The organism is Paenibacillus sp. 11B, assembly GCF_030487755.1.
GTDB classification, from domain to species: Bacteria; Bacillota; Bacilli; order Paenibacillales; family Paenibacillaceae; genus Paenibacillus; species Paenibacillus vandeheii.
Genome location: NZ_JAUKNS010000006.1, coordinates 1 through 25976, shown reverse-complemented (window position 1 = coordinate 25976; position 25976 = coordinate 1). Strand labels below are relative to the sequence as shown.

Here is a 25976-nt window from a genome sequence, read left to right as displayed (position 1 = left end):
CTTGGAGTACATGGAGAAATTTGATGCAACGCACATATAAGCGAAGGGAGACAGGGCTATGGGAAAAGGGATTTCTGAAGCGTCAGCAATAGCGACAATGGTTCAAAACTGGATCGGGGGTGCCTGGGTGACCCCGGCGGCAACCCGTACGGAGCCGGTCGTAAATCCGGCCACCGAAGAGGTCATTGCACACGTGCCGCTGTCTGAACAGGCGGACGTGGATTTGGCCGTCCAGACGGCACGGGAGGCTTTCCCGTCCTGGAGCGGTACACCGGTTCCTCGCCGTGCGCGGATTCTGTTCCGATACCAGCAGCTGCTGGTAGAGCACTGGGAAGAACTCGCTCGGCTGGTCACGCTGGAGAATGGTAAAAGCTACGCGGAAGCCTACGGCGAAGTACAGCGCGGCATTGAATGCGTCGAATTTGCGGCAGGCGCTCCGAACCTGATGATGGGCAAACAGCTGCCCGACATCGCCACCGGGCTGGAGTCAGGCATGTACCGGTACCCAATCGGTGTTATTGGGGGAATTACCCCCTTCAACTTCCCGATGATGGTACCGTGCTGGATGTTCCCGCTGGCGATTGCGTGCGGTAACACCTTTGTCCTGAAGCCGTCCGAGCGCACACCGCTGCTGGCAGGCCGCCTGGCTGAGCTGTTCAAGGAAGCAGGGCTTCCGGACGGAGTGCTCAATATCGTTCACGGTGCGCATGACGTCGTGAACGGGCTGCTTGAACACAAGCATGTTCAAGCGATCTCTTTTGTCGGCTCACAGCCTGTCGCCGAATACGTCTACACCACCGCTTCCGCACATGGCAAACGGGTGCAGGCACTCGCCGGTGCCAAAAACCACTCGATCGTTATGCCAGACGCCGATCTCGACCTGACAGTGAAGGAAATCACCAGCGCAGCCTTCGGCTCAGCCGGAGAACGTTGTATGGCTTGCTCCGTTGTTGTCGCCGTGGGTGATGTTGCTGACACGCTGGTACAAAAGCTGGTGGAAGCGGCAGATCGCATCACGATTGGTAACGGTATGGATGAAGGGGTATTCCTGGGCCCTGTGATTCGCGGTCCACATAAGGAACGTACACTCAGCTACATTGAATCCGGAGAACAGGAAGGTGCGGCTCTGATCCGGGATGGTCGTAAAGATGAGGCGACAGGCAAGTCCGGTTATTTCGTTGGTCCGACGGTATTCGATGAGGTGCAGAGCACCATGAAGATCTGGAAGGACGAGATATTTGCACCAGTGCTCTCGGTGGCGAGGGTAGCTACGCTGGAGGAAGCTGTGGAACTGGCGAACCGTTCCGACTTTGCCAACGGGGCGTGTCTGTTCACCCGCAGCGGAGGGAGCATGCGTCAATTCCGGGAAACCATTGATGCGGGCATGTTGGGCATTAACTTGGGCGTACCTGCGCCCATGGCATTTTTCCCTTTTTCCGGCTGGAAGAAATCGTTCTACGGTGATTTGCATGCCAATGGCACGGATGGCGTTGAATTTTATACTCGCAAAAAGATGGTCACTGCCCGCTGGTAGTCACTCAGGGCATAGGGCATACCCGGGCCAAGGGAAGAACGTTGAGTCCACATGGACACATACAGGGAGGATAACGGAATGGGCAAGGATAAAGTGAGAATTGGCATCATCGGCGCTGGGCGCATTGGCAAAATTCATGCAGATAATCTCCTGCGCAACCCACATGCCGAGATTGTGGGGATCAGTGATTTGTTTGCAGGACCTGAGCTGGAGGCGTGGGCTTCCAGCCGCAGCATTCCGGTGGTAACGACAGATAGCAGCCAGCTGATCGCCATGCCAAATGTGGATGCAGTGCTGATCTGTTCCTCAACAGATACGCATGTGCCACTGATTGAACAGGCAGCACAGGCGGGTAAACATATTTTTTGCGAGAAGCCGGTTAGTATGGACCTTCATCAAACTCAGGCAGCTGTTGCAGCCGTGCAAAAGGCCGGGGTAAAGCTGCAAATCGGATTCAATCGTCGCTTCGACCATAACTTCAAACGGGTACGTTCACATGTGCAGGACGGAACAATTGGGGAACCGCATATTATCAAAATTACTTCTCGTGACCCGAGTCCGCCGCCAGCGGAGTACATTCGGGTGTCTGGCGGGATTTTCATGGATATGATGATTCATGATTTCGATATGGCCCGGTATCTGTCCGGGAGTGAAGTGGAGGAAGTCTATGCCCAGGGCAATGTGCTGATCAATCCTGTTTTTGCAGAATACGGTGATGTGGATACGGCCATTGTGACAATGAGTTTTGAAAATGGAGCGATTGGCGTTATTGATAACAGCCGCCAGGCGGTATATGGATATGATCAGCGTGTTGAGGTGTTTGGCTCATTGGGCAGCGCCGCAGCTGCGAACGATCATCCGAATACGGCAGAAATTAGTACAGCGACCGGACTGATGCGCGACAAGCCGCTGCACTTTTTCCTGGAACGATACAATGAAGCGTATGTACAGGAGACAGCTCTTTTCATCGACGCGATCCGGAACGATACACCTGTCATCGTGAATGGGAATGATGCAGTTCAGGCAGAACGTATCGCGCTCGCGGCACGCATGTCCATGGAGCAAGGCAGACCTGTGAAGCTGCGGGAAGTCCCGGGAATGTCGGTGGAATCGCAGACGGTTGCTCCGTAGGAAGGACCATTTTCATAACAAGGCATTTCATCTAATAGACAGCCATAAAAATTAAGGATAAATACCGGAAGGAGTGAAAGAAAGCATGTCAGAACGTGTAGTAAAACCTGTGTTGAATCCGAAAGCAGACGGAACGTTATTGACGGTCACACCAGAGTCTGCGGGCTGGGAATATGTTGGGTTTCAGGTCGTACAGCTTGTGGAAGGACAGACTATAACTCGTGAGAGCGGGGATCAGGAACTCTGTATTGTGCTTCTCAGCGGCTTGGCGAATGTAAGTACTCGTGAATACACGTGGGAGAATATCGGCAAAAGAATGAGCGTCTTCGAGAAAATTCCTCCGTATTCGATTTACGTATCCAGTTCAGATCGAGTGGAGTTAACAGCTCGTACCGCATTGGAGATTGCGATATGTGCGGCACCAGGTAAAGGCACGTATCCAGCTCGTCTGATTGCTCCCGAAGATGTAGGTGTTGAGACACGTGGTTATGGAAACCTGGAACGACAGATTCACAACATTTTGCCTGAACAAAAAGAAGCAGACAGCCTGCTCGTCGTTGAGGTGTTCACGCCAGATGGACATTGGTCGAGCTATCCTCCGCATAAACATGATCGGGACGCCCTACCTGATGAATCCTTGCTGGAAGAGACGTATTATTTCCGAGTACAGCCAGAGCAGGGGTTTGCCATTCAACGTATCTACACAGATGATCGCGCTGTGGATGAGACGCTTGCAGTGAAAAACGGGGAAGTTGTGCTTGTCCCGTGTGGATACCATCCGGTAGGTGCTCCTCCGGGATACGAGGTCTACTATCTGAATGTGATGGCAGGACCAACCCGGACCTGGAAGTTTCACAACGACCCGGACCATGATTGGCTAATGAATAAAAAGTAATGCAGGTGGATGGCATACTCCTATATTTTATCCTTCAAGTGAGCCAGACTATCCGATTCCATTATTCGTTATCCAGGAAGTAATCCAGGCTTGGTTCATAATTTGCTTTGGCTTCAAGTTGCGTATGCGGACTTCCCCCTGCATAATGAGAAGAAAACGATTACCTATATATAAGAAAATTTATATATAGCACAAATGGGGAAATAACAATGAAAGCAACGATATATGATATAGCACGCGAGGCGGGTGTATCCATTGCAACCGTCTCACAGGTTATTAACGGCAAAGGGAAAATTAGCGAGAAGCGGCGCACCGAGATTATGGAGATCATGGAGCGCCTTCACTATCAGCCGAGCGCGATCGCCGCGGCACTTACAGGTAAGCAGACATACACGCTCGGACTGCTCGTGCCCGATATCTCCAATCCGTATTTTGCCGAGCTGGCCAGAGCGGTAGAGGATCGCAGTCGGCAGTTGGGTTATAGCGTCGTGATTTGCAGCACAGACAATAAGGACGAGCGGGTAGAGCGGTATCTGAATCTGCTTCAGCAAAAAAGGGTCGACGGCATGATGATCGGAACGGGTATTGATAACGCCGAAATTCTGTCCCCGCTTCTGCAACAGTCCATACCTGTTGCTCTGATTGCCCGTCATATGCCGTCGTTATCGGTGCATACCGTTGCCATCGATGATAGGCTTGGCGGTGCTTTGGCAGCGCAGCATCTGCTTGAATTGGGTCATACTCACGTAGCGGTGCTGTCCGAACCGTTCAAAGTCAGCAGCAGTCAGGAACGCGTACGCGGATTTCGTGAAGTATTGGAGAAGGCGGGTCATTCTCTTGAAGCCGATCAGGTGAGAGAGTCTTCTGCCGATTTGGGTTCAGCCAAAAAAGAGGCGCTCGTGCTGCTCACGGAAAAGAATAGAGCCACAGGCATTTTCTGCTGCAACGACATGCAGGCAATTGGTGCGCTTCAGGCTGCCAAAGAGCTAGGTCTGCGTGTGCCTGAAGATGTATCAATCATCGGATTTGATAATACGATTCTGGCTTCAGTAACCAGTCCACCTCTGACGACGGTTGCCCAACCTATTGAGGATCTGGGGCATCGTGCCGTTGATTTATTAATTGATGAGCTAAAAGATGAAGGTAAATCACCACAGAAAATTGTCCTGAAGCCTGAATTGGTCGTTAGAGACTCGACAGGGAATGCATCAGATCAATGATGAGAACAACAGGATCGTAATAGGAATTCCTTCGACTTTCAGGAAAAAACACTACAAAAAATAAGCATACAACTGACCATAAAACAAACATATGCGTCATAAAAAACAAGCCGCTCACCTCTGTGGGTGAACACGGCTTGTTTGAGTTAGATCTTGAACTTCTTCACTTCCTCATACAGTGCATTGGCATGCTGAGCCAGCTCATTGGAACGTTCCGAGATACTTGTAATGTAATTGAACTGTTCCTGCGTAGAAGAAGCAACCTCTTCCGTGGAAGCTGCGCTCTGCTCCGACATGGCTGCAACACTGGAAATTACTTCGGCAATCCTGCCAGAGCTGTCATCCAGCTCGGTTGTAGCAGAGGATACCAGCTGGAGTTGGCTGTCGATGCCGTCAATGGATTGTTTGATACGGGTAAACGACTCGCGCATCTCATGAACAGCAGCTACCTGCTGCTCAATACCTTGTTCAGCCGAAGTAACTTCACTCACGCTTTGACGACTTGCCGCCTGAATCTCATCCAGCAGAACAATGATATCCTGTGCCGAGTCGGAAGACTGCTCAGCCAGTTTCCGTACTTCTTCGGCTACGACGGCGAATCCGCGTCCATGTTCACCCGCTCTGGCCGCTTCAATAGAAGCATTCAGGGCGAGCAGATTAGTCTGGGAAGCGATGCCCCGAATCATGCCGACAATGTCCTCGATTTTCTGCGACTTCTCCGCCAAAAGCGTGATCGACTCACCTACGCGGTCAATGGAACTCCGATTGCCGTCCGCAAGTTCCACCTGATGATCCACAGCTTGCATTCCGGCAAGCATGGCTTCCCCTGCTTCTCGCATCATCGTTACCGATTGCTCCACACTGCGGTTAATACCGCCAACACTATTACTCATCTCTGACAATCGACTTGAACCGTCATAGACCGATTCCGCCTGTTTGCTGGACCCTTGAGCGAGCTCATCTGTGGCGATGGAGATCTGCTCGGCAATGCGTTTGGTATTGTCGGTATGCTCTTCCATCTCACCCGAGATGCTTTGCACCCGGTTAGCAGAGGAGGTGACCTGCTCCAGCAGCAGACTGAGTTGAGCGGACATCTGATTGAATGCTGTACCTAACTCCGCAAACTCATCTTTACCTCTGATCTGTACCCGACCCGTAAAGTCACCATCCGACATCCGTTGGGAGGTTGCGCCCAAGGTTTTTAGCGGTTTGATGAATAGTGATGCAATCCAGTATGCTGCCGCCATAACTACGATTAGGGTAACAGCGATAATCAGAATGTAGATGTTTCGTAATTCATAGTATTCGGAATAAGCTAATTTTTCAGAAATGACTGAGCCTACCACCCAGCCTGTGCTGGGGACTTGGTTAAAGTACAACAGATAATTTTCACCATTGTAGTTAAACTTCTTCTCCCCTGAGGTGGACGCCTGCATGTCGGCCAGCAGTGGTTTTAATTCCGCATTTTCAGAGGCAGAGGTACTTACCAGTTTATCGTCAGGGTGAGCCAGAAGCATCCCCGTTTTATCGATTAGAAATGTATATCCCAGCCCGTCCAGATTAATTTTTCCCACCGTATCCGTAAGGGTAGAGAGCAGTAAATCTCCTGCCACGACACCTTGTAGCTGTTCGTCTTTATTCAGGACCGGCATCGTCATGGACACCGCGTATTGCTTCGACATCATATCCAGATAGGGATCCGAGAAAACCAGTTGATCGGCCTGCTTCGCTTGTTGGTACCAGGGACGCTCACGTGGATCATACCCCGCATCAGGTGTCCAGTCCGAGCCATTCATAAAATGACCGTCTTGTTCTGAGCCATAGTAAAGATCCGACAGACTTTCTTTGTTACTGCCCAGCTTCATGATATCAAAATAATCTTCGTTCAGTTGTCCAGCCGGAATCGCTTCCTGAATTACAAACTCCAGTGTTTCCACAACTTTGGCATTGCTGCTGATCCATCCATCCAATTGGTTGGCCGCCGAGGACATTAATCCAGTTAATTTGGAATCGACATTGCGAGTGGCTTGTTTCTCTGTTTGGTATAAGCCTAGTGTTGCCAGTGGAATCGCTGTAATCAGTACAGCAGCCAGAAACATCATCATTAATTTCGGTTTAAGTTTCATCCAATCTCCCCCTTTGATGTCCCCTGCCAGTATAGGCAAAGCTGAAAGCTTATGTAGTATATCGACATTTTTTTCAAAATCATAATATCGATATTTATCACTTTAGTTAGCATCTCATAAAATTTAAAATGACTGGTTATAAAGAGGTATTTTCTATATAAAATGCATGTATTTAATGGATTATTTTAATGGTGAAGAACAATATTTGGATGATGAGATGGTATACTTGAAATGCAATTGCTAATTTCCTGATATACCCAACAACGAGAGGGGATTTCAATGAAAAAAAGAACCATAACCATTCTTGGTGCAGTCATTGTCATTGTGATTGCAGCTATTGCGATACCGATGTACATGTCGAGGCAGTACACCACTTTTCGTGCAGAGGTCACGGATCATATGAGTATGCTGGATACACTGGAGATTCTAGTTATTAAAAAAATACCGACCACCGATCCATACAATGAAGAAGAAATGACTATTAAAGATCCCCAAGAGATTAGAAATATGTTGAAGCTTGCGAAGGATATCGAATTAAGAAGAGTAAAGGAAATAGATATCACCGAGCGATCCCCATATTACTATGACTGGCAGCTTCTGACTAAGAAAGAAGATCGATTTACTGAAAACTTTGGAATTACGTTTTATAACGAACATGCTGTCTCTATCTATAGCGGATACAAAACGAGAGACAAGCTTGAAAATTATGAAATTACCAATGAATTTAATCTGAATGAAATGGAACGCCTCTTTACCAATTTGAAGGAGGGGAAGGAATGACAGAGTATCAATTGCGTCCCATTGAGGAGCAGGATATCCCTTTTCTATGGGAGATGTTGTATGCATCGATGTTCAAGCGGGAGGGCGAAGAGCCTTTTAAACCTGAGATCATACATAGCCCCGGCATGTCCAAGTACGTTGAAGGCTGGGGGAGAGAGGGGGATTTCGGCTTTATCGCCTTGGATTCTCAGGGAAAGCGTATGGGCTCGGTGACGTTGCGATTTTTTACGGAGCAGAATGCGGGGTACGGTTATGTAAATGCGGCTACACCCGAGATGGGAATGGCTGTGATTGAGACTGCGCGTGGTAAAGGAATAGGCACCCGTCTTATTCAGGCAGCATTAGAAGAGGCTCGGAAGCGGGGAATTGACGCCGTTTCGCTCAGTGTTGACCCGGATAATGAAGCCATTCGGCTTTATCGGCGTTTCGGATTCGTCGAACAAGGCATGAGTGGCACGTCTGTAACGATGGTATGTGCGATGAATCCATGACCTTTTCGCAAACATGATGAAGTATTCATATGAAGAGTTTAAAAATACAAAAAGGCGTTCCCTCATTATCTGGGAAGCGCCTTAAGATATGACTTCATGTTCCTCGCACCATAGTTCCTTTGTGCTCACATAACAGCCCTTTTTAATTAGTTCAATAAAAATGCCAAAGCTTCATCAATCGTTTCCCACTGGAATTCGGTCTGATGCTGCGATTCTTTGGAAATCCGGTTCAGTTGCATTTTGGCAATCGCCCCGCCTACTGCTACACTCGCACGCTTCATGCCCCACTGTGCCAGCAGTTTCTGGTGCTCCACCATTTTCTCTTTTGTATCCTGAGGAAATGCCTTCATATTGCGCATGTCCACCAGCAGATCAAACGAGTTACCCAATTGATCTGCTATTTTTTTTATCTCGTTATTTGTTTCTTCCACCTGTTCAGGAGAGACCATCCCTTCCCAAACTATTTCAATAATAGGTTTAGATGAATCCAATCGTTTTACAGACATTTGGCAACTCCTTTGCGATATATATTATGTAGTGTATAAGTCTATTGGCCTATTAATTATACCCGGAATTTGCAGATATGAAAACAAAATTCAATATATTCTAATACTTATGAACTATGTACTCCTAGCAGTTACAATTTCAGGGAACCGTGTGTTGATGAGTTATAAACGGACATCAAGCATAAGAAAGCCGCCCAGTCACAAGAGATCTGGACGGCTTTTAACGATGTTTAAAAACCAATCTTCAAGCTGCTGCCTTCTGTAGCTATTCCTTCCGAACGGTGGATGGGCAGCTTTTGTTCTGCAGAGAAGCCAAGCGTCTCGCCGCTATGCAGGGTTACATCGTTTTCAACAACATAAGTCGCTGTCATGTACATCATTTCAAATACTTCACTTAACGGTTTTGCGGATTGAGTGATTTCCATCTCCTCTTTCCCAAAGTTGCGTAACCCATAAGTATAGGCCGATGCACCTTCAGGGCTCTGAAATAATCCGATGAAAATCCAGAGGGAGACGGGCAGCTCATGCTCCTTAAGTCCACGACTGATTTCCACGTACTGACCTGCTTCCACCACAAGTGGTGCCATATATATAGCCAGCGCGTGATCAAGCTGAAGTAAGGCGTTCGCCGTTTGGGTGAACAGAATATGTGCCTGAATTGCGTCGGTTGCATTCAGAACAGAGACAATAATCTGGGATTGATGTCGTGAAGTGACTTGTACCGCTTCCCGCCACAACACATTTAATTTGGCATTTTCCTCTACTTCGCGGTCAGGAATAGGAGCGTTGATATATGCGCACACCACTTGCATTCCATCCACTTCGAAAAAAAGGTTGCCTTCCTCCGGACGCTCATCAATCTCAATATTCCACTCGCTTTTCATCGTGTTAATGAAGTGATCGAAATTACATTCTTCGTGCTCCAGCAAAACAAATCCAACGATGGTTTCGCTATAGGGCGCAGTATTTACTGGTCCGCCTGCGGGCACATGTTCCTTTTTGCGACGCCGAAGCTTGTCAAACAGTCCCATGCAACGTTCTCCTTTCCAAGCCAATCACAGTGATCAGGCATAATCCAATGCCTATATATCCTTACCTTACCACATTGGAGCTTGTAATGAATCCCAGCATGGTATGGTCAGCAGAGGATCAGAGGAAAAGAACCAGAAGCATTGCAATAATCGCAGGTAGCCCTTGTTTGATGATGATGGATCGCGTAGCGGTCACGGCTCCGTATATGGCGGCGATGATGACACATGCCAGGAAGAAGATCTGGATGTGCTGTCCGACGGTTCCATCCGGATAAACGAGTCCCCAGATCAAGCCTGCGGCTAAAAATCCATTGTAAAGACCTTGATTGGCTGCCAAGGATTTGGTAGATTCCGCTAGTTCAGGGGTAAGGCCGAACGTTTTCATTGTGCGTGGACGAGTCCACAGAAACATCTCCATTACCATGATGTACAAATGTTCGATGGCTACAAGAGCAACAAAAATAATACTAATCAAACGAAACACCTTGCTTCCTATATGTCATTTGTTTACTAGTCTTACTCAGTATAAATGTTTGTAATCTGAACGGATAGTGGAAATTTAATTTTACACAAATTAATTGTGCTAAACAGTAATAAATCATTTTCTGGAATGGACGTAATCCTCAGGTGTGCTGCCGATAATGGACTTGAAATCTTTAATAAAGTGCGACTGATCATGATATCCAAGGTCTTGGGACAGCTTAACCAGATCACAATCCACACCCCGCTCCATCAGCTCGGCAGCATTTTGCAGGCGGTAGAGCTTGATCACCATTTTGGGGCTAATGCCTACATACTGATTGAACAGGCGCTGGAGCTTTCTTGTGTGCACATTCCAGGAGGCAGATAAATCATCGACTCTCAACATATCCCGTTGTTGCTCAATCTGCAGTACAATCTGGCTGACCAGCACGGCTTGATCATCAGGAGGAGGGAGGTGTTTACAGAGAAGCTGATCCATATAACTGACTTTGTCCGCATCACTTCCGTCCCCGAGCAGACATTGTTCGAGCTCTGGAGCATCCACATCAAGCACACCAGAGACATCAAGGGGGGTTCCATACAGTGTGGAAACGGGAGTGCGAATGAATGGATAGAAGCCGCCCGGTTTAAACTTCACCCCAAACACACTTCCTTTTCCACGGACGAGATAAGAGAATTTCTGACCAGATGGACCGAAGAAAAAGGTATTTCCCCGCTCTACCACCAGATTGACACAGGGATTTGGAACCACTTGCTGAGGATAAGGATCATGCCCGGTAAGATCCCAGGAGACGATCCAGAAATGCTTCACCAATGAACTCAGCGCATCAGAAGTCGCGTAGCGTGTCAGTCGATAACTTTTGTCACCTTCATCCAGGTTCAGAAGACCCATGCTGGGTCTGGCAATATGATCCGCACGTTTCATTAGGTCAATTCCTCCAGGTATCTCATTAATTCTGCTTCGTCGCGAACAATGCACAATTTATATTGGTGAGGCTGCAAAAACGTCATGATTAGCGCTTTTTCCTTGCGGTCATGCTGATAGCTCCATTTATACATCCGCCAAAGCATGGTGAAAGTCTGTCGGTAATTTCCTTGTTCCAGTCCAAGCTTCTGTACTGTGAAACGTTTGAGAATGCGTACATTCCTTTTCCACACGGGTGTATTCAAATAGACGATAAGATCAGCCTGCTCGAAGCTTCTTGCCACCCATTTATAGTGTACTCCTTCGATAATCCACTGATTGGAATGCACTGCTTTTTGCAAGAGGGTGTCCCGTGTCTCCGGGCTATTGCGAATATCTTGTCCTTGAGGTACACGGTGCCAGACCATATTATCAAGCTCATGATAAGGAAGGTCTAGACTTGCGGATAAATGGCGAGCCAGTGTAGATTTACCACTGCCGACTGAGCCGATAATATGTATTTTGTTTGGCCTGAGTTTGATCATGGATTTATCTCCGATCATTCCTTAACCAGTCTCCTTTGTTATTTACCTTTGCTCCCTGAACAGCAGTGCCCGAACAGCGAAACGTGGCAAAATGAGTTGTCTGCGCCATCTGGAAGGCTGGCTGAGCAGTCGATAAAGCCATTCCAAGTTAAGCTTCTGCCATATCGCAGGTGCACGTTTGGTTTTGCCGGCGAGGATATCCAGGCTTCCACCAACTCCGATGGCTACACGAGCATTTAGTTGATGGCGATATTTGTTGATCCAGTGTTCAGCATTGGGTGCTCCTAGGGCCACGATAAGAAAATCAGGTTGTGCCTCGTGAATCTCTTTTACAATGCTTTTCTCCTCGTCCGTTGTGAAAAATCCATGCTGCCTACCACGAACAACGACTCCTGGATAGTTTTGCGCTATAGCCTCCACAGCCCGCTTACTGACACTTTCTTCTGCCCCAAGCATATAAAAGGACCAATTCTTCTGGCTTCCTTCCTCCAATAAACGAAAAAGCAGATCACAACCCGTTACACGTTCGGCCAATTGTCCGCCCCGAATGCGGGATACCATCACAATGCCCGCACCGTCAGCGGTAACAATGCCTGCCTGATCCACGACAGAACGAAGTGCCTGATCTTTCTGACAAGACATGACGATTTCCGGATTTCCTGTAATGACATGGAACAGTTCGGATGGTCTCTGATCGACTACATCACCAAGAATTGTAACCGTCTGATCCATAGTTAGATTGGGAAAAGGGATTCCCATAATATTTGTTGTTTGGTTCATATCTCCGTTCCTTTCTGGATGCTAACTTTCCGTTCGTAACTTGTATACATTTCCTGTTATTTCATTCCAGCTTAGTATATCTGATCTCCTAACAAAGCACTATATTGGTTGGATTTCAGGATAGGGCAATTGCACAAGAAAACCTTCCCTAGTCTCTCCTTGTGGTTGCAGTACATAAATTGGACGGTGTGAATGTCGAATTTGGTTTTCTTTATCTTTTATTTTTGCTGATGTCGCGTTTTTACAATACATGGTTTGGGGTATAACGTAGGATAGTGTTGCAAGCAAATGTCATTTGTATCTTCAATAATTAACACATAAAGGGAGTGAGTTCATGGAATTGAAATATGAGTTCTATATTAATGCCGGACAGGAAGATGTGTGGAATGCTCTGATCTCGCCGGACGGTACACGGAGCAGCTTTTTTGGAGTGAACTTCGTTCCAATTTTCAACCGGGTCAGCCATTTGCCTATGTAGGGCCTGGAAATGACGGTGCAGAGACGGTGCATGTGTACGGGGATATTCTGGAGTTCGAACCTTTATCCGTACTAAGCTACCTTGAACATCCCGGACCTTCCTACCACGCCAATCACGCGGATCTTCAATCCAGAGTAGTGTTCCAACTGGAAACGGTTGGGGAATGTACGAAGTTAACATTGATCAATGATCAATTTACGGACAACCATCCATCCTTTGCGAACGCACAGAGTAGCTGGTGGATGATATTGAGCAGTATTAAGACATGGGTAGAGACGGGTAAAACGCTGAATTTTGGCTGGTAAGGGTTAGGCATCGGGTACATTACAATTGGGTATGGCACTCTGGAACCAAAAAATCCACCGAGACGCATTTCTGCTCTCGGTGGATTTTTGTATTTAGAACTATACAAGTATTTGTATCCGTTGAATTATACTTGTTGAACTTTGATCAAGTTGGTGTTACCGGATTGACCAATCGGTACACCAGCGGACAATACGATGATGTCCCCTTTTTCAATATAACCGGTTTTGATGGCATTACGTGTAGCGGACTCGAACATTTCATCGGTTGTTGTTACTTTGTCGCCCATAACCGGAATGACACCGGAAAGCAGGCAGATTTTCGCCAGTACTTCTTGATGCTGTGTTACCGCGATGATCGGTGCTTTTGGACGATATTTGGAGATCATACGAGCGGTAAATCCACTCTCGGTAGAAGTGATGATCGCTTTGGCATTCAGGACGAGGGAAGAGCTAACCGCTCCCTGACTGATAACTTCGGTAATATCAGCTACTTGTTGAGCAGACTTCTGGTTGAATTGTTCTTTATAATCAATCATCGTTTCAGCACGGCGGGCAACTGCAGCCATCGTGCGTACGGATTGTACCGGATATTTACCAGCTGCGGATTCACCGGACAACATAACGACGTCTGCACCTTGAAGGACAGCGTTAGCTACGTCACTAACTTCGGACCGGGTTGGACGCGGATTTACTTGCATGGATTCCAGCATGTGTGTGGCTACGATTACCGGTTTACCCGCACGGTTACATTTATCAATCATTTCTTTTTGCATCATCGGTACGTCTTCGATCGGTACTTCGACCCCGAGATCTCCACGTGCTACCATGATACCGTCAGATGCTTCAATGATATCGTTCAGGTTGGTCATACCTTCCTGGTTTTCGATTTTGGAGATGATTTGTACGTGTTCTACACCGCGTTCTTTCAGAATGCTGCGAATTTCACGAATGTCATCGCCTTTACGAACAAAGGAAGCTGCGATAATTTCGATATCGTTTTCGATCCCGAATCCGATGTGCATAACGTCACGTTCCGTTACACCTGGCAAAGTCGTTTTAATTCCTGGCAAGTTAACCCCTTTGCGTGGTTTCAGAATGCCGCCGCTGATGATTTTACAGTGAATATCCGAACCTTCCACGGACAGTACAGTCAGATCCACCAAACCATCATCGATGAGAATGCGATCTCCAGGTTTTACAACGAGGTTCAATTCCGGATAGTTTACCGAGATACGCTCAGCGTCACCAAGAATTTCTTCGGTAGTGAGGATAAGCTCTTTACCCGCTTGAAGATGACAGGATGCTTCTTTCAGTTTGCCAATACGAACTTCCGGTCCTTTGATATCCATCATGATCGGTACGTACGTATTCAATTCGGAAGCCGCTTTGCGGATATTGTTAATCCGTGCAACGTGATCTTCCAGCTCACCGTGAGCCATGTTCAGACGGGCAACAGTCATCCCTTCCTGAATCATTACTTTTAACAATTCGATTGAGTCACAAGCAGGTCCCATAGTACAAATAATTTTTGTTTTCAACATGCTATTTTCCTCCTCATATGTTTGCTTATATGTGTATTGTAGCGTTTTCTGTCGAATCAGGGTATGAACTATAGTACAATGATTAGAATATAGTCCAATAATGAGGTGTGTTATGGTCACTCCATTAGAAGTACGACACATTAATGGTGTCGGTTGGTACGAAGAAGCGGTGCAGTCACAGGCGACTTGGCGGTTAAGCTTGGTTACTTATGGGAAATGTGTATATTGGGTGAACGGAGAAAAGCAGATCATGGAGAAGGGTGAGCTATTGCTCATTCCCGCTGGCATTCCGTATTACGGCAAAAGCATTCCAACCGTAACCCATACGCAAATTGTTGTTCAATTACAGGGGGATCATGCACAAGGTTTGCCCGCGCTGGAACGGAGGGAGGCCTTGCGACATAAGCCCGGATGTTATGAACTGATTCATGAACGCATGAAAGCCATCCAACAACAATGGCAGGAGCGTCCGTCTTATTATGTCATGATGAGCCAAGCCTTATTGATGGAAGTGCTTATTTATATAAACAGGGAACTGGACCGCGGGGTTATTCCACCGGAGAGGCATGTTCATGCGGAGCGGATGAAGCGGTACATTGAGCGGCATTACCGGGAGAAAGTTACGAAAGAAGAGCTGGGGGACGAGATTGGTAAAACCCCGAATTACGCAGCCGGGTTATTTAAAAGCATGACGAATCAGACGATCAGCCAATATGTTCATGATCAACGGATGAAAAGAGCCGTATATTTGCTTACCGAGTCACAGCTCTCCATTCAGGAAATTGCAGAATTTCTCGGTTACCGTGATCTGTCTTATTTTTACCGAATATTCAAGCGTTTAATGGGAAGCCCTCCATCTGATTTGCTCCATGAACGGCCACCCATCATATGAAAGACAGGGGGCCACGGTCGCTACTTGAAAAGTTCTTCCATTATAAGCATCAACATAATTCACGCAAAAAAAAAGAGGGCCGAGGCCCTCTTTTTGGTTTCATGACAGTTGAATGACTCCTGCCTTTGCAATACAAATCGTATACTAAGCGTTGCTGCTTGTATTTGTAGCCGTGAGCGGCTGCTTTGTTTTTTTGCTTGCCAAACCTGTGCGAACCGCAAATACATGCACAGCCCAGTACGCTGCTTCCGCAAAGAGAATTCCACCTGCAACATCCAGCAGTGAATGCTGTTTCACAAATACCGTCGAAGCAATAATTAGCCACAACCATACCGACCAGGAGATTCGCGCCAGTGGTTTGAAGTTCAAGTGACGATTAATGATAATGAAGAGCAGATAACTTGTGAGACAGTGGATGCTCGGAAAACAGTTGAATGGAGCATCATTGGTATAAATAAATTTTACAAGTGCACTGCTCAGACCTGTTCCGATAACTTCCGGTCGTGGTACGTAAGTAGGGAAGACCGCAAAAACGACGTTGGCTGCGATCACTCCTACGTTATAGGTTATTAGCACACGCCAGAATAGCGATTTGTTCGTCAGACCCAAATAGAGAAATCCAAGATACAGAATCGGCATCCAACTGACATAGGGATAAATAAATTCTTTGATAAAAGGAATCTGTGTATCAATCCAGGCATAGTTGTAGAAGACATCACTTCCGGTGTTGCTGCCCAACAAAACATAAATGGAGCCTTGAAGCGGTATACATAAAATTGCCAGCAAATGTCCCCAGCGCATAAATAAAGCCTTCATAGTATCCCCCTGATTTCGTTCTTCTTTTCGCAGCGTGCATCTTACGCTCCATATATATGACGTTGCAAATGTGACGTACCCCTGCAACGATTCATTCCATTACTACTATAATGGACAGATTAGTACTTGAGCCATACCTGATTGTAAGGTAAAAGCTGTAAGAGGAATTCTCTTTTTTGTTACTTTTATAGTTTTATCCAGAAAAGGCTACCCGATTATACAATAGATATGATACAACTAACTTGCGCTATGAGTTCATATGACAACCAATAAAAACGAAACGAGGCGGGTACAATCTATGAAAAACTCGCAATCCAGGCAAAACAAATCCTTTTCCGTGCGTAGACCTGTGCTGACGGTAGTGATCATTGAACTGCTCCTTTTACTGGCGGTTTTCACAGCAGGAGCGATTGCAACCTTGAAGCAGCTGGACTATACATCACCAGTACTGATGTCGTTTACTCCCATTGCTTTCGTGCTCGTTATTTATCTCACTTTGCGACGCAAGTGGGGAGACACCGGATTTCGCTCTTTAAGGACCATTCCGGCCAGTCATGCAAAGTATTATATTCCGCTACTCCTTGTACTGGGTACACTTGCGTTGAAAGGATTTACGGAATTAACCCTGTCCAAGGTCGCGTTTTTTATCTTTTTCACCTTGCTTGTCGCCTTTGTAGAGGAAACTATTTATCGTGGACTTATTTTCAAAACATTACTTCGTAAGAGTGCGATTGCGGCAGTTGTCACTTCAAGTGTTTTATTTTCCATCACTCATATCATGAATGCATTATCCGGCCAGAGTATGGCAGATACCATTCTGCAGCTGATCTATGCATTACTGCTTGGAGCAGCGCTCGCACTGTTAATGTTGAAAAACGGTAATATCGTACCGCTTATCCTGTTTCATTTCATACATAATTTGATTCAATTTCTAGGCAATGACCGGCAAGATAGCGGAACACTTTCCTATGATCTCTTCATATTGGTTGTGTTGGTTGCTTATTGCGTATGGTTAACATTTAGCGTTCGAACGAAGTCCTCTTCTTCAGAGAGTAATACATCGGGGAGTTCGGTGGTTCATTAAAAAGGGCCTGGCATCATCTGCTGCATAACTCTGATTACCGCCAGCCCTGGGATCCGTGGTATACTTCAGTCTGGCGGTATGACAGGCTTGTTCATAATCGGAAGCCCGTATCCGTACAATGGATAGATAAATAGGTGATATTGTGGAAAAGACAGCACAGGCAGTGGCTGAATGGATGGTGCAGGAGATTAAGTTTACCGGTACGCTTCATCAGGAAGCTGCAATTCAATATGTAAAGTCCAATTTTGGAGAAGAATTTGTATTTGTGAATGAGAATGGAAATGCCTCTTTATCAAAAGAAGTGAAGAAAGCGTTCCGCAAGCTACATGGTGGGCAGATTGCATGGGATCGTGATGCCTTTATGTGGGCATGGACCTAGTGTGTTATCCTGTGATTCGTTCATGTTTCATGGCTGTATTGGATATGCATGTCAAAATATTTTAAAGAAAATGTATAAGTTGTTTCGGATCTGCATATCCTTTCATAAGACCGCAATGAGCGTAGGGCAAGCGACAAACCCTGTTCCAGCGCGTGCGAATAACATGTATTTCCAAAGCTGTTTGAAAAGAAAATACAAAGATTTGCTTTTTGGTGGAAACGGAGTTATAATAAAAACAAGTTGTAGAGAGTGGAAAACCTAATTCACATATTGTAAAGGGCGATCACTTATAGGTTATGACTGGTACCTTTTTCAATGTGTGAATTTTTATTTGCTTGCTGCAAAGAACAAAGGAACATGTTAATCTTTATTTGGAGGTGTAATTCACATGCAAAACGGAACAGTAAAATGGTTCAACGCTGATAAAGGCTTCGGTTTCATCGAAGTTGAAGGCGGAGAAGATGTATTCGTACACTTCAGCGCTATTACAGGCGAAGGCTTCAAAACGCTGGACGAAGGTCAACGCGTGCAATTTAAAATTGTACAAGGAAACCGTGGTCCTCAAGCAGAAGAAGTTGTAAAACTGTAATTAAAGCATAGCTGCCTTTAACATGTTATAATGGTAAAGGCAGCTTCTTTTTTATGAGCAGTTATGTAGTTATAATGAAAGTCGGCCCAATAGTTGTCGAGACAGAAGTCCGTACGGGACGAAACTTCCGCTAAGTAGTGGCTTCTGTGAAATAACGTCGGATTAGATGTTTTTCCATAACAAAGGGGGTAGAAGTCATGTATAATCGCAAAAAACCGTTGGAAGAGATTCCACAAGCGGATGCGGCAATCTGGGAATGTACGAGTGATACGTGCAAAGGATGGATGCGGGACAATTTTGCGTTTGATAGCGTGCCTACTTGTCCGATATGTGCTTCTGAGATGGTTAGCACGACCAGGATGCTGCCATTGCTTGAAAATTCGAATAGCAATCTGAAAACGATGCCTAAAGGAAATCGGATTTAACATAGCTTACCCGCCTCTAACGAGGTGTTTTTTTTTAAGTTCAACCTGACATCTTGTACAAAGGTAAGGGTATTAAATATGAAGTTCCCGGCATTCGTTTTGGCGAATGCCTTTTTTATATGCGCGTACACTTAGTGGTGGAGTGGATGGTATCCAGGAAAATAACATGATTTTATCGAGACGGATCGGTAGCTTCTGTTGAGGTGGATTTTAAGACACTTATCCCTAAACCGATAAGTAGAACTGCTGTTCCGACATATAGAGGTGTGAGGCTCTGTTCAAAAAGAGAAGCCAATAAAGGTCCTATTGCAACCCCGAGATCAGTCACAATCGTATAACCCGTCATAATTTCGGTTTTATTCTGGTTTTCTTTAGCCGTCTTGTCTGCTGCTAATGTGTCACATAAAGTGGTGGCTATGGTTGACATGAATTGCATAACCAGAAGTATGAGGATGGCTAAAAAAATAGTGGAAGGAATTGATATAAGTACCAAGGTAAAAGCGGTTGAAATCAATGCCATCGCTAATAAAGGACTTCTAATTCCTTTTGTGTCTGTTAATTTACCTACTTTTGGGGATACAAAAGGTTCCCAACCCGACTTCAGGGCTTGAATGATACCAGATATAGACGCTGCGCCTATAAGTAACCCTAATACACTTATATTATGTGGTATATGGAACTCAATAATCCTGCTAAGGGTGAATGCAATAATCCCGAAGTAAATCATATGTATAAGAAAGCCACTGAGAAACAAAGGCCTGTTTTTTTTCTCGAAAAGCAGATGAATCAATTTAGTAGGTATTTCCTTTTTAATCGGTCGGGATATTCCATGTGGAATGATATGGTAAGCGAGCGGTATGCAAAGAAGAGCTATTATCCCGAATGTTATCGTGACAAATTTGAGACCGACTAACTCGGTCAATAATCCGCCTAGCAAAGCTCCGCCTAAATGGCCAAGCCCCCATAGACTATTATATGTCCCCATCAATTCACCCCGGTTTTTATCGGTCGACAACTCTACGACGGTTAACAAACCGCCAATCCGCAATAAAGTCCAAGCAGCTCCCCAGACACATCTCATAATTAACAGCCAAATAAATCCCTTTAAAAATCCGTAAGACAGTGTAGAAATAAACGCTAGTATTATTGCGACAATAACCCCTGTTTTTTTGTCAAAGCGATTATAAAACCAGTTAACTAATGGATTTAGGGGAAGCCTTAAGAGCCTGTTTATTGAAAGTAAAACACCTGCTTCCCATAAACTGCTAAGTCCAAAGTCTCTCCAATATATCGGTAGTACAACATAAAGCATTGCATTTCCAAGAAGACAAATCGCAGTAATAATAGCTATTCCTGATACAAATTTTTTGCTTTCAATCATAGCTTCCTCCCAATAAAAATTTTTTTAGTTATGTATTACACACCTGCATATTATGATTCTGTTCATGTTTCCTGAAATATCTCATAACACCTAAAACTCGTCAATATATTTCTTTTTTTACAATTATATGGAATAAAATTAACATTTCAATGTTAAATATCAAATTAATTTATTGATAAAATATACGAATAGCCCCTACGCCGATTAGATTTACTTTTAAAAAAAAGAACCTAATCGCCTTAAAGCGAGAAGGTTCTTTGGTCTTTGGTACATTCATTTCTGACAAAATCGTAAACCGGGCGAAAAGCTTAGATGAACAGGAACGGTAGCAGAAACAGTGTTGCTACCAGAGCGAGGTCAATCCCTGCTCCATAGCCGTAACCTCCGTAACCCCCACCGTATCTTCCATAGCCATAAGGACCATAGGCTGAAGATTTAACTTTCTTTGTTGCAACTGCGTTTTTTTTGCTGCTTTTTACAAGCTGCTCTTTGGATTTGACTGAACACAGCCGTGGTCCCTCGAAGCATCCGTCCAAATAGATTTTGCCATCACGACATTGGCTAAGCGTACCATACATATGCTTACCGTCTTTCATAACGAGACAAACGGAACGGCCAACGTGCGGAGAAACCGTCTCTTCACATACTGGATTAATTCTGTACATGTAAATCCTCCTCATTAGTGCGGTTGCCGCTTGAAATCAACGGTTTGTATATCATAGTAAAAAGAAGACCGATTGGTATGGACGAGTACCCGGATATTAGATGGGGAGGAGCCGTTTTTTAGTTCTTTTCATACACTGGAGGGAGTGAAAAGGGAGGGGATGTCATGGATTATCATGATTTGCTGGCCCGGCTTGGAGAAGGGAGTGCCCATCCAGGAGGGTTTACAGCAACGATGCAGCTGTTGGATATGCTGTCTCTGCCTGCGCATAGCAAGGTGCTTGAGGTGGGATGTGGTACAGGGAGGACGGCTTGTTATTTGGCACGAAACGGTTATCGGGTAACAGCCGTTGATCTTAATCGGCAGATGTTGGAGAAAGCGGTGCGTCGCGCAAGGCGGGAGCGCTTGGATATTCGTTTTATTCAGGCGGATGTGAAATCATTGCCTTTTCCGGATCATTATTTTGATGTGGTATTTGTAGAATCGGTCACCATTTTCACTCAGTGGCGGAGTACCCTTGCGGAATATAAGAGAGTATTGAAACCAGGTGGTCTCTTTATTGACCGGGAGATGGTGTTATCCGGAAGGAAAACTGAGGTAATGAGTCGTAGGCTGAAACAATTTTATGGAATCAGGACATTGGCAACCATGACCACATGGAAGAAACGTCTCAGACAGAGTGGATTCACTGAAGTCTTGGTCAAGGAACAATCTCGTTCGATGGGAAAGTGGGGCGTGGATCATGATCCTCATCGGGAGATGGATATGAGCTTGTTTGAGGATGAGCATGTGCAGCGTATGGGTCGCACGAATGATCGTTTGCTTGCGAGATATGGCAAAAGGCTGGGTTATGCGGTTTTTGAAGCAAAGACACCAATGGATAACGGAAGTAAACAGAAAGGGTAGGATCGTCTGTTAGCGGAGAGAGTACTCCATGATGGATTAGCAAAGTTGGTTGGTGCCAAATCTGCATCTAAAAAAGCAACCCACTCCAAAGTGGATTGCTTTTTTTGTTCTCGGACTCTAAATTTATCCAATGAGTGTGGAGGTACGTTCACTCAAGACCTGGGTCAACCCATTACAACATATCGTTGTCGATAATGCGCCAGTGGTGCTTCAGCAGGGCTTCCAGTTGTGGTTTATCCTTGGCTCGAAAAGCGCTTAAGATTTGGCGATGTTCTTCATTTACTTCATTAAGCACACCAGATAACCTCGGCTTGTTGTCGCTAACATACGACTGACGAATAAAGCTGTTTTTTAAGGTGTTTAACATCTCGATGACAGTCGCGTTGCCGCAGCGCTGGATGTACAGGTTATGGAATTGATATTGATTCTTACTGTATGCAGCCAGATCAAGCTGGGTAATATCTTCATCCATTCGTGCAACAAGGGCTTCCATCTCCAGAAGCTCTGACGGTTTGAGGTGGTCTGCTGCAAGCGTAGCAGCAAGTGCCTCAAGCGCTCCAATGGCCTGGGAGAACTCGAGTTTTTTGCCAGCATCAAAAGGAGTAACGATAAATCCCCTGCGTGGGATATATTGCAGAAGATTGTCAGAAGCGAGCTGGAATAAGGCTTCCCGGGTAGGCGTGCGGCTTATGTCGAGCTTTTTGCAAATCTCCGCTTCATTAATCTTCTGATTGGGGAGCAATGTCCCATCCTGAATTTTCTGCGCAATGTAATCGTAAACGTGATCTTTCAAGGACCGGTATTTGGGTGCCTCCATACCGAATCCCCCCTTCTTTATATAGTGATGATTGAATGTGTGAGGGTGTAAGCCCTGTAATGGTGCGCCGTTCGGGAGTTTCAAGTTTTTATCATCTTAACACCGAGGGGGGAGTTGGGCAAGCAAACTTAATGATCTAAAATAGTGTTATCTCCATGTTGCACAAATTACTTTTTATGGAAAACGAGACCTTTCGTAACATGCTTCCGGCTATAAGCAATGAATTCATTATTATCATTAAAGATTCCTCACTTGCTTCCATGATCGGAATTGCTGAGATTATCTATACAGCCAGAGCCGTTCAAGGGATTACCTTTCAACCGCTTGCCCCGCTCCTTGCTGCTGCTGCCCTCTATTTTTTAATCACATTTACATTGGGCCAACCTGCTTACCTGGGCTGGAACACAGGCTTTCAATATCCCGTTAACGAGAATAAGGACTATTAAATTAGGCAATAGCGGAAAAAGTAAGCAGGAGTCGTAAATGGTCGTGGCGAAGCATACATTGATATTGTATTTTGTATACAATATAATCAAAGAGAGGTGCTGGGAGTATATGTCAGATTCAAAAATGTTAATGGATTGGTCGGAACGTTACGCTGCACCTAATTATCATCCGCTCCCTATCGTCATTGAGCAGGCGGAGGGAGTATGGGTCGAAGACCCGGAAGGTCGCCGTTATATGGATATGTTAAGTGCATATTCGGCATTGAATCATGGGCACAGACATCCAGCAATCATTCAGGCCCTGAAGGATCAGGCGGATCGGGTAACATTAACATCACGGGCATTTCACAGCAGTGCGGCATCACTTTTTTATCAGAAGCTCTCGCAATTTACGGGTAAACCCAAAATTCTGGCCATGAACACGGGTGCTGAAGCGGTCGAAACAGCCGTGAAAGCAGTACGAAGATGGGCATATCGCTGCAAAGGTGTACCGGAAAACCAAGCTGAAATCATCGTGTGCTCAGGGAACTTTCATGGAAGAACACTGACCGTCACCTCTTTCTCATCTTCAGAAGAGTATAAAAAAGACTTTGGACCGTTTACACCCGGATTTAAGATCATTCCTTACGGCGACATTGAAGCGCTGAAGCTGGCGATCACACCATTCACGGCTGCTTTTCTTGTGGAACCCATTCAGGGGGAAGCTGGCATTGTCATTCCGCCTGCAGGATATCTTGCTGAAGCCTTTACGTTATGCAAACACCATCAGGTGCTAACCGTGGCGGATGAGATTCAGACTGGATTCGGAAGAACCGGACGCCGTTTTGCCTCTGATCGGGAGGGGATTGAGCCGGATATCTGGATTATGGGGAAGGCACTGGGCGGGGGAGTAATGCCCATCTCAGCTATTGCTGCTAATGCAGAAATACTGGATTTATTTGAACCGGGTTCTCATGGCTCCACATTTGGGGGTAACCCACTCGCTTGTGCCGTGGCTGTCGCAGCGCTGGAAGTTCTGGAAGATGAGAAGCTTGCAGAGCGATCAGAGCTTCTTGGAAACTATTTTATGAAACAGCTTAAGGGAATTCGTAGTTCGGCTGTGCGTGAGATTCGAGGTAGAGGGTTGTTCATCGGTGTTGATCTGCATGTACCTGCACGTCCATATTGTGAGAAATTAATGTCTGTTGGACTGCTCTGTAAAGAAACCCATGAGACAACGATCCGCTTTGCGCCACCACTAACCATCACGGAGGCTGAGATCGACTGGGCACTGGAACGAATTGCTCAGGTGCTGGGTGACTGAATCAAACCTTTCTTTCATTACTTCATATAAGCGGCGAAGGAGCTGACCTACATGGGAAACAATGATATGGAATCTGCAGGAACGCTGAATGCTTCTAATGAAACAAGTCAATTACTTTTGCGTCATCATGACGTTGCCATCATAAAGGTTCCTTTTGGATTAGGTGGGGCACGAGGCGGTGCTGAGTTAGGTCCGGATGAACTAATTACAGCAGGATTGAAACGTGAAATTGCAAGCCTTGGGTTGAATGTATCAAAAGAGATCCGTGTAGATTGTCCCTCAGAGTCGGTTACTCCCATTGAACGCAACCGTGTGAAATATTTATCTGAGGTAATCCAGGTGAGCGAGAGAGTATGCGATGAAGTGTCTGGTGCGATAGCAGGAGGTGCTTTTCCACTTGTTCTGGGTGGGGATCACAGTGTGGCCATAGGTTCTCTCGCCGGGTTGTCAGCACATTATTCCAAACTGGGTGTGATCTGGTTTGATGCCCATGCAGATTTGAACACAGAAGAGCGTAGTTTATCTGGTAATATGCACGGGATGAGTGTAGCTGCGGCTTTGGGGCATTCTGCATTTAACTTGTCTCATATTCCGGGTGCGGGGCCGTTCGTTGATCCTTCCAATTTGGTCTATATTGGCTTGCGTGATCTGGATGTATATGAAAAGGAACAGATTCGGGCCCTTGGCATTAAAAGTTTTACGATGCACGATATTGACCGGATAGGGATACAACAGGTTGTTGAACAAGCGCTCGCTGTAGTCGGGGAAGGGACGGATGGTATTCATATTAGCTTTGATATGGATTGTCTTGATCCGCGTGAGGCTCCGGGTGTGGGTACTCCGGTACCAGGAGGGTTAAATTACCGTGAAGCACATTTTGCACTGGAACTGCTTGCTTCCATTAAACGAGTCACGTCCATGGATCTGGTGGAGGTTAACCCGCTGTTTGATCAGAACAGACATACGGCCCGCCTCGGAGTAGAGTTGATTGCTTCAATGCTGGGTAAACGGATCTTATAGGGACGATAGCTACTACGTGTGAGGATGGATTCATGCATATATAGAAGGTAAGGTTCAATCATATTCAAGTTGAGGATATATAAGAGCCAGGGTCAGTTTCGTCCAACCAATCTTCATCTGATTGAGGATAGGTATGGTGACTTCCCTGGCTATTGTTATTAGGTGCGCTTCTGATTTATTGAACAGATGAAGGTGTAGTTGGCTTTATAGAGTAATGTTTGGCTATTGGTTAGGTGCGACTTTCTATTCCCATGAGGAGCGTTGGGTATTTATACGATGAGCCTCTATATATAGAAGAAAGAGTTATGGGTTATCTATCGAAAATGAGATTCAAATCTTTTTTGAAATTAAAGCTTGCGTTCCGAATCTGTACATGGTATATTCTAATTCCGGCCAAGAAAACACAAGAAACACGGTGCGGCAAGCGAATGAAAAATAAGTTTCGAAAGAAACTTAAAAAAAGAGCTTGCAAAGTTGGTTCGGATGTGATAAGATATAAAAGTT

The 25976-nt window shown here is 45.7% G+C and carries 27 protein-coding genes and 1 pseudogene; 16 read left to right on the top strand and 12 right to left on the bottom strand.

The features are described from left to right. The first annotated feature begins 58 nt into the window (after window positions 1–58). The 4 genes from Q0V21_RS24050 (at window position 59) to Q0V21_RS24035 (ending at window position 4780) form a co-directional block, all read left to right on the top strand. Entirely contained in the window at window positions 59–1534 is a 1476-nt protein-coding gene (locus Q0V21_RS24050; protein WP_301880932.1) for a CoA-acylating methylmalonate-semialdehyde dehydrogenase, read from the top strand. Window positions 1535–1612: 78 nt separating this feature from the next. After that, window positions 1613–2665, top strand: coding sequence for an inositol 2-dehydrogenase (gene iolG, locus Q0V21_RS24045; protein ID WP_301880931.1), 1053 nt, complete (start codon window positions 1613–1615; stop codon window positions 2663–2665). An 85-nt stretch (window positions 2666–2750) separates the two neighbouring features. Further along, the gene (gene iolB / locus Q0V21_RS24040) at window positions 2751–3560 is read left to right on the top strand and encodes a 5-deoxy-glucuronate isomerase (RefSeq protein WP_301880930.1); all 810 of its coding nucleotides are present in this window, start codon (window positions 2751–2753) and stop codon (window positions 3558–3560) included. A gap of 209 nt (window positions 3561–3769) precedes the next feature. After that, window positions 3770–4780 (top strand): LacI family DNA-binding transcriptional regulator, encoded by a 1011-nt coding sequence (locus Q0V21_RS24035; protein WP_024633757.1) that lies wholly within the window; start codon window positions 3770–3772, stop codon window positions 4778–4780. A 146-nt stretch (window positions 4781–4926) separates the two neighbouring features. Here Q0V21_RS24035 and Q0V21_RS24030 read toward each other — a convergent pair whose 3' ends face one another. Then, entirely contained in the window at window positions 4927–6906 is a 1980-nt protein-coding gene (locus Q0V21_RS24030) for a methyl-accepting chemotaxis protein (RefSeq protein WP_301880928.1), read from the bottom strand. Between the two features lie 279 nt (window positions 6907–7185). On the opposite strand from Q0V21_RS24030, the gene Q0V21_RS24025 reads away from it, so the two are divergent. After that, window positions 7186–7686 (top strand): hypothetical protein, encoded by a 501-nt coding sequence (locus Q0V21_RS24025; RefSeq protein ID WP_301880927.1) that lies wholly within the window; start codon window positions 7186–7188, stop codon window positions 7684–7686. After that, entirely contained in the window at window positions 7683–8177 is a 495-nt protein-coding gene (locus Q0V21_RS24020) for a GNAT family N-acetyltransferase (RefSeq protein WP_301880926.1), read from the top strand. The genes Q0V21_RS24025 and Q0V21_RS24020 overlap by 4 nt, the downstream gene beginning before the upstream one ends. 146 nt (window positions 8178–8323) lie before the next feature. On the opposite strand, the gene Q0V21_RS24015 is transcribed toward Q0V21_RS24020, so the two are convergent. The 6 genes from Q0V21_RS24015 to Q0V21_RS23990 all read right to left on the bottom strand — a co-directional run bounded on the left by Q0V21_RS24015 (window position 8324) and on the right by Q0V21_RS23990 (window position 12426). Next, on the bottom strand, window positions 8324–8683 hold the full coding sequence (locus Q0V21_RS24015; protein ID WP_079345093.1) for an STAS/SEC14 domain-containing protein: 360 nt from the start codon (window positions 8681–8683) through the stop codon (window positions 8324–8326). A 230-nt stretch (window positions 8684–8913) separates the two neighbouring features. Next, window positions 8914–9714, bottom strand: coding sequence for a DUF4261 domain-containing protein (locus Q0V21_RS24010; RefSeq protein ID WP_079345091.1), 801 nt, complete (start codon window positions 9712–9714; stop codon window positions 8914–8916). Window positions 9715–9832: 118 nt separating this feature from the next. After that, window positions 9833–10189, bottom strand: a complete 357-nt coding sequence (locus Q0V21_RS24005) for a DUF1304 domain-containing protein (protein WP_301880924.1) — start codon at window positions 10187–10189, stop codon at window positions 9833–9835. Window positions 10190–10312: 123 nt separating this feature from the next. Further along, the gene (locus tag Q0V21_RS24000) at window positions 10313–11122 is read right to left on the bottom strand and encodes a helix-turn-helix domain-containing protein (RefSeq protein ID WP_079345087.1); all 810 of its coding nucleotides are present in this window, start codon (window positions 11120–11122) and stop codon (window positions 10313–10315) included. Further along, the gene (locus Q0V21_RS23995) at window positions 11122–11664 is read right to left on the bottom strand and encodes an AAA family ATPase (protein WP_285080812.1); all 543 of its coding nucleotides are present in this window, start codon (window positions 11662–11664) and stop codon (window positions 11122–11124) included. Before Q0V21_RS23995 ends, Q0V21_RS24000 begins: the two co-directional genes overlap by 1 nt. Window positions 11665–11688: 24 nt before the next feature. Continuing rightward, on the bottom strand, window positions 11689–12426 hold the full coding sequence (locus Q0V21_RS23990) for a WecB/TagA/CpsF family glycosyltransferase (protein WP_301880923.1): 738 nt from the start codon (window positions 12424–12426) through the stop codon (window positions 11689–11691). Between the two features lie 334 nt (window positions 12427–12760). On the opposite strand from Q0V21_RS23990, the pseudogene Q0V21_RS23985 reads away from it, so the two are divergent. After that, a pseudogene (locus Q0V21_RS23985) lies at window positions 12761–13209 on the top strand (SRPBCC family protein). Window positions 13210–13334: 125 nt separating this feature from the next. On the opposite strand, the gene pyk reads toward Q0V21_RS23985, so the two are convergent. Further along, entirely contained in the window at window positions 13335–14750 is a 1416-nt protein-coding gene (gene pyk / locus Q0V21_RS23980; RefSeq protein WP_285080808.1) for a pyruvate kinase, read from the bottom strand. 112 nt (window positions 14751–14862) lie between these two features. Here pyk and Q0V21_RS23975 point away from each other — a divergent pair, with 112 nt between their 5' ends. Next, entirely contained in the window at window positions 14863–15642 is a 780-nt protein-coding gene (locus Q0V21_RS23975; RefSeq protein WP_301880922.1) for a helix-turn-helix domain-containing protein, read from the top strand. A 144-nt stretch (window positions 15643–15786) separates the two neighbouring features. Here Q0V21_RS23975 and Q0V21_RS23970 read toward each other — a convergent pair whose 3' ends face one another. Beyond that, window positions 15787–16458 carry a phosphatase PAP2 family protein gene (locus tag Q0V21_RS23970; RefSeq protein WP_079345077.1) on the bottom strand — a complete coding sequence of 224 codons (672 nt, stop codon included), beginning with the start codon at window positions 16456–16458 and terminating at the stop codon, window positions 15787–15789. A 298-nt stretch (window positions 16459–16756) separates the two neighbouring features. Between Q0V21_RS23970 and Q0V21_RS23965 the strand changes: the two genes are divergently transcribed. The 4 genes from Q0V21_RS23965 (at window position 16757) to Q0V21_RS23950 (ending at window position 18935) form a co-directional block, all read left to right on the top strand. After that, on the top strand, window positions 16757–17542 hold the full coding sequence (locus Q0V21_RS23965; protein ID WP_079345075.1) for a CPBP family intramembrane glutamic endopeptidase: 786 nt from the start codon (window positions 16757–16759) through the stop codon (window positions 17540–17542). A gap of 142 nt (window positions 17543–17684) precedes the next feature. Continuing rightward, complete coding sequence (locus tag Q0V21_RS23960) at window positions 17685–17921, top strand: DUF6953 family protein (protein ID WP_024633771.1); 237 nt, start codon at window positions 17685–17687, stop codon at window positions 17919–17921. A gap of 388 nt (window positions 17922–18309) precedes the next feature. Then, window positions 18310–18510, top strand: coding sequence for a cold-shock protein (locus tag Q0V21_RS23955; protein WP_024633772.1), 201 nt, complete (start codon window positions 18310–18312; stop codon window positions 18508–18510). A 197-nt stretch (window positions 18511–18707) separates the two neighbouring features. Beyond that, a complete protein-coding gene (locus Q0V21_RS23950) occupies window positions 18708–18935 on the top strand; it encodes a cold-shock protein (RefSeq protein WP_024633773.1) in 228 nt (75 codons plus the stop codon). A gap of 172 nt (window positions 18936–19107) precedes the next feature. Here the strand turns inward: Q0V21_RS23950 and Q0V21_RS23945 are convergent, their stop codons facing one another. Both Q0V21_RS23945 and Q0V21_RS23940 read right to left on the bottom strand, forming a co-directional pair. Continuing rightward, entirely contained in the window at window positions 19108–20316 is a 1209-nt protein-coding gene (locus Q0V21_RS23945) for an MFS transporter (protein ID WP_301880917.1), read from the bottom strand. A 308-nt stretch (window positions 20317–20624) separates the two neighbouring features. Next, complete coding sequence (locus Q0V21_RS23940) at window positions 20625–20981, bottom strand: hypothetical protein (protein ID WP_079345071.1); 357 nt, start codon at window positions 20979–20981, stop codon at window positions 20625–20627. Window positions 20982–21145: 164 nt separating this feature from the next. On the opposite strand from Q0V21_RS23940, the gene Q0V21_RS23935 reads away from it, so the two are divergent. After that, complete coding sequence (locus tag Q0V21_RS23935) at window positions 21146–21886, top strand: class I SAM-dependent methyltransferase (protein WP_301880916.1); 741 nt, start codon at window positions 21146–21148, stop codon at window positions 21884–21886. A 172-nt stretch (window positions 21887–22058) separates the two neighbouring features. Here the strand turns inward: Q0V21_RS23935 and Q0V21_RS23930 are convergent, their stop codons facing one another. Then, the gene (locus Q0V21_RS23930) at window positions 22059–22703 is read right to left on the bottom strand and encodes a GntR family transcriptional regulator (RefSeq protein WP_079345067.1); all 645 of its coding nucleotides are present in this window, start codon (window positions 22701–22703) and stop codon (window positions 22059–22061) included. Window positions 22704–22903: 200 nt separating this feature from the next. Between Q0V21_RS23930 and Q0V21_RS23925 the strand changes: the two genes are divergently transcribed. From Q0V21_RS23925 to rocF, 3 genes are all read left to right on the top strand, one after another. Next, window positions 22904–23149, top strand: a complete 246-nt coding sequence (locus Q0V21_RS23925) for a hypothetical protein (protein WP_079345065.1) — start codon at window positions 22904–22906, stop codon at window positions 23147–23149. Window positions 23150–23258: 109 nt separating this feature from the next. Beyond that, window positions 23259–24452 carry an ornithine--oxo-acid transaminase gene (locus Q0V21_RS23920; protein ID WP_301880915.1) on the top strand — a complete coding sequence of 398 codons (1194 nt, stop codon included), beginning with the start codon at window positions 23259–23261 and terminating at the stop codon, window positions 24450–24452. Between the two features lie 51 nt (window positions 24453–24503). After that, a complete protein-coding gene (gene rocF, locus Q0V21_RS23915) occupies window positions 24504–25472 on the top strand; it encodes an arginase (protein WP_301880914.1) in 969 nt (322 codons plus the stop codon). The last annotated feature ends 504 nt before the right edge of the window (window positions 25473–25976 follow it).